Source organism: Nodularia chucula CCY0103, from assembly GCF_963923915.1.
Lineage (GTDB): Bacteria > Cyanobacteriota > Cyanobacteriia > Cyanobacteriales > Nostocaceae > Nodularia > Nodularia chucula.
Genome location: NZ_CAWUOL010000051.1, coordinates 1 through 9,890 on the forward strand (window position 1 = coordinate 1; position 9,890 = coordinate 9,890).

General features: G+C 40.3%; 7 protein-coding genes. All 7 read right to left on the bottom strand.

The annotated features are described in order from the left end of the window. Window positions 1-240 precede the first annotated feature (240 nt). Complete coding sequence (locus ACM0OP_RS14630) at window positions 241-2,061, bottom strand: ATP-binding cassette domain-containing protein (RefSeq protein WP_414529165.1); 1,821 nt, start codon at window positions 2,059-2,061, stop codon at window positions 241-243. Window positions 2,062-2,212: 151 nt separating this feature from the next. Continuing rightward, window positions 2,213-3,973 carry an ABC transporter ATP-binding protein gene (locus ACM0OP_RS14635; protein ID WP_414529166.1) on the bottom strand — a complete coding sequence of 587 codons (1,761 nt, stop codon included), beginning with the start codon at window positions 3,971-3,973 and terminating at the stop codon, window positions 2,213-2,215. Next, window positions 3,973-4,968 (bottom strand): sucrase ferredoxin, encoded by a 996-nt coding sequence (locus ACM0OP_RS14640; protein ID WP_414529152.1) that lies wholly within the window; start codon window positions 4,966-4,968, stop codon window positions 3,973-3,975. The genes ACM0OP_RS14635 and ACM0OP_RS14640 overlap by 1 nt, the downstream gene beginning before the upstream one ends. Before the next feature lie 8 nt (window positions 4,969-4,976). After that, window positions 4,977-5,201 (bottom strand): ABC transporter substrate-binding protein, encoded by a 225-nt coding sequence (locus tag ACM0OP_RS14645; RefSeq protein WP_414529153.1) that lies wholly within the window; start codon window positions 5,199-5,201, stop codon window positions 4,977-4,979. Between the two features lie 45 nt (window positions 5,202-5,246). Continuing rightward, a complete protein-coding gene (locus ACM0OP_RS14650; protein ID WP_414529154.1) occupies window positions 5,247-5,423 on the bottom strand; it encodes a hypothetical protein in 177 nt (58 codons plus the stop codon). Window positions 5,424-5,535: 112 nt separating this feature from the next. Continuing rightward, the gene (locus ACM0OP_RS14655) at window positions 5,536-6,456 is read right to left on the bottom strand and encodes an iron-siderophore ABC transporter substrate-binding protein (protein ID WP_414529155.1); all 921 of its coding nucleotides are present in this window, start codon (window positions 6,454-6,456) and stop codon (window positions 5,536-5,538) included. Window positions 6,457-6,542: 86 nt separating this feature from the next. Continuing rightward, window positions 6,543-9,275 carry a TonB-dependent siderophore receptor gene (locus ACM0OP_RS14660; protein ID WP_414529156.1) on the bottom strand — a complete coding sequence of 911 codons (2,733 nt, stop codon included), beginning with the start codon at window positions 9,273-9,275 and terminating at the stop codon, window positions 6,543-6,545. Window positions 9,276-9,890: the final 615 nt, after the last annotated feature.

Below are 9,890 nucleotides of genomic sequence, written 5' to 3' on the forward strand. Positions count from 1 at the left end.
TACCTACTTATTTCTTCTGTTGTTTTTTCACGACTTTTTCAGCAAGCCCTAATTACTACTGATGTGACTGGGGTCTGTGACCCTTTTATGTGGGGACTGAGGGGAAGGAACCCCAGGAGGAGACGGCTCCTCAGTAAAATAGGCTACTGCCTCTACGCACAACTTTCACGTCGCGCATCTCGGCTCAATACCTAATCCAGATTGAGTATAAACTTAGTGTTGTGGCAAAACTTGTTGAAGTTAAGTGGCTTGTTCATGGCTTAAAATTTCATCAAACTTCCCTTGAGCTTGTACTTTACCTGCTTTCATGACAATAATCTGGTCAGCGCGACGTAATACAGCAGGGCGATGAGAAACAACAAGACAGGTTGGTTGCCAATGATTTTGCTCTTGTTCTGTGCTATTGACAAATATCCGCGACCATAACGCCAATTCTGTCTCTACGTCCAAAGCGCTAGAAAGGTCATCAAATACTAATAATTCCGGTTGACGGATAAACATTCGCGCTGCTGCGACTCGTTGCATTTGTCCCCCGGAAAGCCGCACGCCTTTAGAACCAACTAATGTTTCTAGGCTTTCATTCATAGTCGATAAATCTTGTTCAAATACAGCCATATTTAACGCTGTAGCTATATCCGTTTCATTTTTAGACAAGCCCAACAAAATATTTTCGCGCAGGGTATAGCTAAATAATTGCGGTATTTGGGGAGTATAAGCACTGCGGGGTGGAACAAAGAAACTGGCGGTATTTTCTATAATATTTCCATTCCAGTAAATTTCCCCACTTTGTTTAGGTAATAATCCTAATAATAGCCGCAGTAATGTAGTTTTACCAGAACCAATTTGACCAGTAATTACAGTCAAACTACCGCGCTGAATTTCAAAGCTAATATCTGTAACTCCTTGGTTAGTACCAGGATAAATATAAGTGAGATGAGAAACTTTCAAAGATTGAAGATTATCTCTCTCATTCGTCAAAGGTTGTTTTATTGTGGGTAAATCTTTCTGGCGACCATTCAGGTCATTCAGATAAAGTTGATTTGGGGCTACCAATGTATCTACTGATGCACCAGATAGTAAACTAGCCATCCGCTCAAAAGATACTTCTGTATGCTTAGACAACGCTATGAAACCGCCCACAGAAGTAAAAAAGCTGGTTACAAATGAGAGGTTATATACAAATAAAGCAAAGTCACCGACTGTTAGCTGATTAACACTATTTTGCATTAATTGAGAAGCCAGAAGCAGAATTAGCCCTGTCCCCAGATTTACCATATTTTGAAAGGAAGAATTAAGAATAGCGTTAAACAAGTTATCCTTAATCATTGTCTGGCGACGTTGGTCATTTAAGGTGCGAAAATAATCCAAGACATTTTTTTCTGCGCCAGCGACTTTAATCGCTTGCACTGAACCAAATATTTCACCTAAAATTCCTGTAACTTCTTCGGTGGCTTTGCGGCTAGCTTTTCTATACTGTTTAATCCGCGTTTCCGCACGTTGAAGAATTGCTACCATTCCTACTAAGGGCAGGAATACAAACAGCGTCATCTGTACATTAATACTCAATAAAGCCACTAAACAAATAATTGCAAATATTCCTTGTCCTGATACTTCTGATATCCATGCTACGTTTTCTTCTATTTGTTCGGCATCATCACGGAAATAGCTAATTATTTCACCCTGTGACACAGTTGTTTCTGAATTTTGATTCACAGTTATTGGCTGTGATGTGGGATTTTTGAACAGGCGATCTAATAAGTTGTGTCGCAATAATGAGCGCATCAGAAAACGATGCTGGCTTTTGGTAACTCGCCCGGCAAATATAAATATTATATGTGCTAAGTTCAGGGCTATTAATAATGCAATTAAGGCTAGAGGTGATAGTCCTAATTGTGTCTCGTTTGTTAAACGGTTGAAAAATTCGCGGATGATTAAGCCGGGTAGGGCGGGCAAGCCCATGATTAATATCCAGGAGATGCTATCAATTATGTATAGTTTTGGTTTGTAGCGAATCAGTTGCCATATTAGTTCCCAATGTTTACGCTTTTTTGTTGATGTCATGATAATTTTTAAATTCGTAGTTCGTAATTCGTAACTCATAATATTTCCTATGGCTACGCCACGCAAGCTATCGGAAACGCTGCGCGTAAAGCCTATGGCATACTACGTAAAACGCTTTAGTAATACGTAATTCGTAATTTTAGGAAAGGTGTTAGGTTAATAAGTCAGTTAAGCCAGTTTCTAATAACTGGGCAAAACGTGATTCAGGATTTTTAAGTAATTCTTCGCGTTGCCCATATTCAATAACTCGACTTTGATCTAAAATTAATATTTGATTGGCTCTTTCTACTGTGGCTAAACGATGGGCAATAATAATCCCTGTACGTCCAGTTAATAATTTATCAACGGCTTTTTCAATCAGTTTCTCGGTCATGTGGTCGAGGCGTGAAGAAGCTTCATCTAATATGACTAAACCAGGGTCTTTGAGAAATACGCGGGTAAAGGCGAGTAACTGCGCTTGTCCGGCCGATAAGCCGCTACTATCTGGCCCTAAGTTTGTATCTAAGCCTTGGGGTAATGAATGTAACCATTGTGATAGTTCCAATATTTCTAAGGTTTCATAGATGCGTTCGTCGCTAATATCTGGGTTGAAAAAGGTGAGATTATTTCTGACTGTTGTTTGAAATAGTTGTACATCCTGAGTGACTAATCCCACTTTTTGAGGTAAGTCTGTTAAGTATGTCTGGTTAATTGGCACACCTCCCAAACGAATTGAGCCTGATTTTGGGTCATATAATCTCAGTAATAACCGCGCTAGGGAAGATTTACCGCTACCTGTCCGCCCTAATAAACCTAAGATATGTCCAGCAGGTAAATTAAAGGATATGTCTTGCAGTACTAAATCCCCATCTTCTGATTTCCGGTCGTTGTAGCTAAAGTCAACGTGATCAAAAGTTACGAAAAGTGCGCCTTGGGGAAGTCTTTTTTCGCCTCCTGCACTGAGTTGGGATTTGACTTGCAGCAAATCTTGAATGCGGTAAATACTGGCTTCTGCTTGTTGGAGGACTTCAAATTGGTTGCGAATTTGTTCTATCGGTTCGCTGAGTAAGTTGGTGTAGTAGTATAGTAAATATACTGAGCCGATGGTAATAATATTTTGATTCCAAAGGTAAGCACCGACGCTTAAGGCGATCGCAGTTCCTAATGTAAAGATACCGTTTGTTGTCCCCCAAAGAATAGTGCTGGCAAAACGGGCTTTGTGATAAATGGGTAACCAGCCTTGCAAAATTTTGTGGAAGCGTTGCATGACATAGCTTTTAGCACCATTGGCGCGCACGTCTTCCATGCCGGCGAGTTGTTCCCCGACGAAACCAAAGAAATCAGCGCTAATTTGGCGATAGGTTCTCCAATAGGGAACGGCTATGGAACGCAGACGTATTAAAGTTCCTAATGCTGTCAGGCTAAAAAAGGCGATCGCAATCCCAGCACGCCAATCTTCAGCAAATAGAACTACAATTACACCAGACATCAAGAGCAAATTACCCAAGATGTAAACGGTAAATTTGGAGAAGAATTGCGAAAGAGTGTGAACATCTCCGTCTACTCTCTCTAGTAATTCACCGGGTGTAGAGAATTTATGAAAGGATAAATCTAGTTGCAAACAATGCTCAACTAAGTCAGCACGTAAGGCATTAGTGGCTCTCCAGGCGACGTTTTCACCGTAATAGGTGGCAGCAATGGTGATTAGTTGGGTGACTAAGGCTACACCTATAAAGAGGAGGGCGGCTAGGAGTAAGTTTCGCCCTGAACCACCAGCGACGGCTGTGTCTATGAAATAACGCAGAATTTGGGGGTTGACTAATTGTAGTCCGATGCTGGCAAGGAGTGCGATCGCAAACTTAACAACCCTTCCTTTTTGTGGTTTAAGATAATCTACGAGTAAGTTCCAGTATTGCCGTAGTCCGATTTTTATCATGCCAATTTCACTAAATTACGGACTTGATACTGCTTTACTTCTTCTAAAGTTGGCTGTTCTCCTGAATTCCAGGCTGTCATGACTGAGCCTTTCACCTCCACCCTGGCTTGATATGCACTGCTAATCTTTCCATCGCCTGTGGTGAAATCAATGCGAACATCAGCCCATTCTTGGCTAATTTCATCACTGGCTAAAACTTGACCGGATTTGTGATATTCCAGCCATTTCCAACCTTCAAGCATCCAAATCTTTCGTTCGGCGATTTGTGCAAATTTGGGTAAACCAGTCCAGCCTCTATAGTATGCATACAATTCCCTCACTGAACCATTACGCTGGACTAATAAATCTAAAATCTCTGGCTTTAAATGACCCCAATATTGTCCTTGAGGTAAATCAACTAAGGTAGGTGCAAACTGATGTCCACCAAAATGACTACATCGCCAAAAACGCAAGTTACTGTTATTTGCAGTAGCGTATTCAGAACGCAATTTTTGATAAATCGGATAACCAAATCTGCTACAAGCTGCATCCACATTGCCGTGGGTACAAACCAATAATTCTCGAATATGGCTTGTTTGTTGGCGATATTGCTCAAATTTTGGTAATTCTTCGGAATTCTTAAGTAAAGCTAATGCCAAAGAACCCAGTAAAGCATGAGGTACGATAAACTCATATTTTTCAAATTGAGCAAAAAATTTAGCTGGTCGGCGATAGTAGAATACACGAGTATAACCTGGATTGGAGTATTCTTTGTCTGGTGCGATCGCTATTACTCGAATTTTTCTACTACTTTCCCACGCAAAGTTTAATGCGTCTAATACACCCTGTGGCATGGGGTCAAGTTCCATCCAAATATTATCTGGCCAGGGTTGTGCAGCTTCAATAATGAAGTATTGTTCTAATGTTAGAGCTGAACCAATAGGGTCTTCACCGTTAGCTTGGGAAATCTCGGAACAAAAACGACAATTTTTGTGAGTTTTGTTGGTTGACATATTGATGATTACTTCACTAAATATTTAAACAAGTCATCAAGAATTAGATTGGCGGCAATGTAGCTACCACCGTGCCAATAATTATCACCTACCTCATAAACTTTGCCTGACTGAACGGCATTTAATTGGAGCCATAAAAGATGGTTAAGAATGTAATTATAGTTATCTGCTTGTGGATGCTGTTGCAGAAAAATCACATCCCCATCTGCATATTCAATACTCTCAATCGTCATATCAATTCCCTCTTTTTGAATCGGAGAACGAGGTAAGCCCACATCCTAAATAACCATGCTGCGTATATGTTGTCCTTCTCCCCGCAGGCGAATTCTATCTGCGTAAATCCTGACGAGTGAAACCTCTGTGTTGTGGAGAGAATCATCTAATGCCTGTTGTAACTTTGTTACCCGTTGCTGATAATTATTGATAACAATATCAGCCTCAGATGATTTACCCAATGCTTCAGCGAAGGATTGAAAGCATTCCTGGCAACGAAAGATTTTATCGTCCGACCATTCAGATTTTTAGGCATTTAACCTTGATGTTTTGTTCCTTTTTAGAACATGGGTGTTACTGTTTCTCTACTAAATATTTAAACAAGTCATCAAGAACAAGATTAGCAGCAATGTAACCACTTCCACCCCAGTAACTATTTTCAACTTGATATACTTTTCCAGCCTGTACAGCGTTCAGTTGTTTCCATAGAGGATGATTCATAACTTGGTGATAAAGTTGTGCTTCGGGATCTCGTGCCATTAGAAAAATGATATCGCCATCAGCATCCCCAATACTTTCAAGGGAGATATCCATTCCCTCTTCCTGGGAAGGTGGACGAGGCAAACCGATGTCTTCGAGAATAGTGCTACTCAGGCTAACAATCTTGGTTTTCCCAAATAGGCGGATTCTATCAAGACGAATGTCAATAATTGAGATTAAAGTATTTGGGAGGCGATCGCCCATTTGCTGCTGTAATTCTGCAATCCGTTGATTGTAAGCATCGACAATTTCTTCAGCTTCAGATGTTTTCCCAAAAACTTCAGCAAACAATTGGAAGCATTCTTTCCAGCGAATACTCTTACCATCCCACCACTTTCCCAGCACGGTAGGAGCGATTTGTGATAGGCGATCATACAATTCCTGCTGTTCTCCATAATCATCTGTAGCTAAGATTAAATCTGGTTTGATGGTGAGAATTTTCTCTAAACTTAGTTGTCGTGAATGCAAACCAACGCTGGCAGAACTTTCAAACCGTTTTCTCAAGTAATCGCTTTGTTGTGCGTAATTAGTTGTACCTATGGGCTTTAAGCCCAGTATTACAGCAGCCTCCAGAGTCGATTCACTCGCAGCAATAATTCGCTGTGGGTTATTAGGAACACAGGTTTCACCCATAAGATGTTTTACTATTCTGCACTGTGAAGGCAATAACTCAGCAGAGTTAGTTATCTTTTGTGAGACATTATTAGCACAAGCAGAAAACAACACAATTGCCATAAGTGTTAACCCAAAGAACCGAAGCCCACGACGAATTTTATACATTTTAAAAAGTTGATTTAGTTCTACTCGAAGTATGGGACAATCTAAAACTCCACTGACACCGTTCCTCTGACTGTGAACGGCGCACCAGGATCAATGCGATTCCGGCGCTGGGTAGCTTCGATATAATCTACATTGAAAAGGTTGTTAACATTAATGCCAACTCTCCAGTTATCTCGCCGATAAAACACGCTGGCATCAGTACGCACATAACTAGGTACTTGAAAAGAGTTATTAAAATCGCCTTGGCGTTCACCCATATAAAACAAACCCAAGCCAAATCCTAAGCCTTGGAAATCACCTGTTTGAATCTCATAAGTTGACCACAAACTGGCTGAGTTAAACGGCACACCATTAAGCAAATTACCAGGCTGTAGATTGTCATCTTTGGTAACTCTGGCATCAATGTAAGCATAGGAAGCAATCATATTCCATCCTGGAATAATTTGTCCTGTGACATCCAACTCAATGCCCCGGCTTCTTTGCTCTCCAAGAGGAATGGAGAAATTTGGATTATCGGGATCGGTGACCCCAAGATTACTTTTGGTGATTTCATAAGCAGCTAGGTTTGTGGTCAGTCTACCATTGAGAAACTCACCTCTAATACCCACTTCATACTGCGTACCGCGCACTGGTTCAAGCAGTGAACCATCTACACGAGTTCCAAAGTTAGGTTCAAATGATCTACTAAAACTGGTATATAGAGAAATTGGCTCAATAGGTTGATAAACAATGCCAACTCGCGGACTAAAAGCTTGGTCTTTTTGTTTATCAGAAGGAGAGCCTTGATTAATGATATCAAAGCGTCCACCTACTAGCAGTTTTAAGTTTTCAGCCAATGTTATTTGATCTTGGAGAAAAAAGCCCAGAGAATTTATTTCACTCACGCTAGAAGAACTATCTGTATACTGACCTCTAGCAGGTCGGGCAATAACTCGATAAACAGGATTAAAGATATTAATGCTGGCAACATCAGCAAATGCAACAAATAAATCAGATTTTTGCCAGGATTGATCAACTCCAAATACTAGGGTGTGCTTGATTGATCCAGTAGCAAACTTTCCTACAATATCAGTTTGTAACGCATATGTTTGATCGTCACTCTCAACAAAAACAAATTCTCTAGACAGTTCTCCAGTAGTTTCGTTTAGTCTGCCAAGTTCAGTTCCGTCACTTATGTAGTCCTCAGTAGCAAAACGAAACCGATTGCGAATTGTCCAGTTGTCATTGAAACGATGCTCAAATCGATATCCTGCCGTAAATTTTGTAGTTTCAGCAAAATCATCTGGTTCAACCAGAAGTCGATTAAAGGGAATATTGGCAACACCTGTACCAAAAGCAACTAATCCCCGATCAATGGGGCGCTTATCATTTACGTACTCGAATTCAAATGTTAGGTCAGTGCGATCGCTGATCTTCCAGGTAACTACAGGCGAGATAAAAAATCTTTCAATATCTTGATCAAAATTCCGAAAGTTTCCTCCTTTTTCATAAGCGGTATTCAAGCGATAGAGTAATGTCCCTTCTGGGTTTAAAGGGCCTGATAAATCAAGGGTTGGTCGCACTAAACCGAAACTTCCAACTTGCAACCCAACAGCATAAAAAGGATTTGAGAGTGGTTGTTTGGTAACATAGTTAACAATACCACCAGGATCTAAATTGCCGTAGAGTACAGAAGCCGGTCCTTTGAGGACTTCTATCCGTTCCAAATTTGCCGTTTCTGCAATACCCCCACCGTCTCTAAAGCCATTGCGGAGATTTCCTCCAAATTGTTGAAATCCGCGAATGTTAAATCCCTCACCTATACCGCCACCTGTTGCATTTCCCTTCTGTACACCACTGACATTACCCAGTGCTTCTGAGGCGCGAATCACCTGTCTGTCGTCTAGCACCTGTCGGGGAACGACTTGAATTGATTGGGGAATATCACGCAAGGGGGTGTCTGTCCTCGTCGCAGTTGTGGCATTGGGTACACTGTATCTATCTTGTTGACCCGTTACCACCAATTCAATCGGCTGGTCTGAAGTTGATGGTTGTTCTGTTTGAGTTTCACTTTCTGCTGGTAATTGTGGAGTCTGGGCAGAAGTTACGACTGGTGTGAAGCCAAAAATCAGACCTTCATCAGTGTCAAACAACGCCACAGTGGGTAATCCCGCAACACCCGCCACAGTCACGCGGATAGTATTTGCATCCAAGTTCGTTACCGTTATCTCAGTAATTCCCGCGGTTGGGTTTTCGGAACGGAATATGAACCCATCGCCACTGGGTAAACGCAATTGAGCATTGGGAATATCAGCGATAAAGTTATTATCCGCACTGCGATTGGTGATTTGTAACTGTTGTCCTTGAGTTGTCTGTAAAATCACCTCCACACCTTTCTCTGTGGGAGTAGCTTCCACTCCCGTTACCTGTATTACGTCTGAGGATACTGGCAACTGTACAAGCAATCCTGCATCCTGAGAGATGCGCTCAATCTCTTTGACTTGAAGAGTCTTTTTGCTTAATTCCTTTGACTTTATATTTGGTAGAGAAATTTCAACTTGAGACTCTCCATATCGGGGCTTCCTATTACTGGAAACCAATGCCGGAAAATTACTACTGAAAAATTTCTGATTTCTAACTCCAACCGTGTCTTTGAACCTAAAATCTCCTGCTGTTGCATTAGAAGATTCGCTGTCGGTATCCTTTAGCACTTCTTTGCCAGTAGATGGAGTGTTAGTTAAAACAACAACTGCACCTGTCAACAATAGGCTTTGAAACAATTTATCTAACTTCATTTATCCACTTACACTCAATCACACTACTTGCACCTATTCAAAGACACGATGATAAACACTAGTTATTATCATCTAGCTATAAATATTCTAACAATAATGCAAAGTGACTTAAGATACAAGTTAATTAAGAATTTGTTTTAATTATTATGTATCCAAGTCGCAATTATTTTGACAGCAAATATCAGGTTGACAAATAATCGAAGTTATGCATATAACATGAGCCATTTTTAAGCAAGTAAGGTAAAAACTTTAATTAGGCTGAAATAATGCATTTAAACCCAATTAAAGCTTATTTAGTTACTTTTAGACAAAATATAATTTACTATTATTGAGCTGAATATATCAAAATAAGAGCTTGATATTTGCGTGCTGTTAAAAATAGCTAATCATCAGGTTAACTGATGGATAGATAGTTATTGATAATCTTTTTCATATAGTTAAGAGGTTGTCAATGCTACAATTTTGAGCTATTCTGAATCAGAAATAGTTGCAATAATATATCAATTGGGTTCAGGTTTATAACAGTAAATCTTTGGATGATCGTTTATATAACACTAGAGTTATTAGTGCTTTGCTGAACTAATCATTAAAAGTCGAAACCTAAGTCAAGGCATT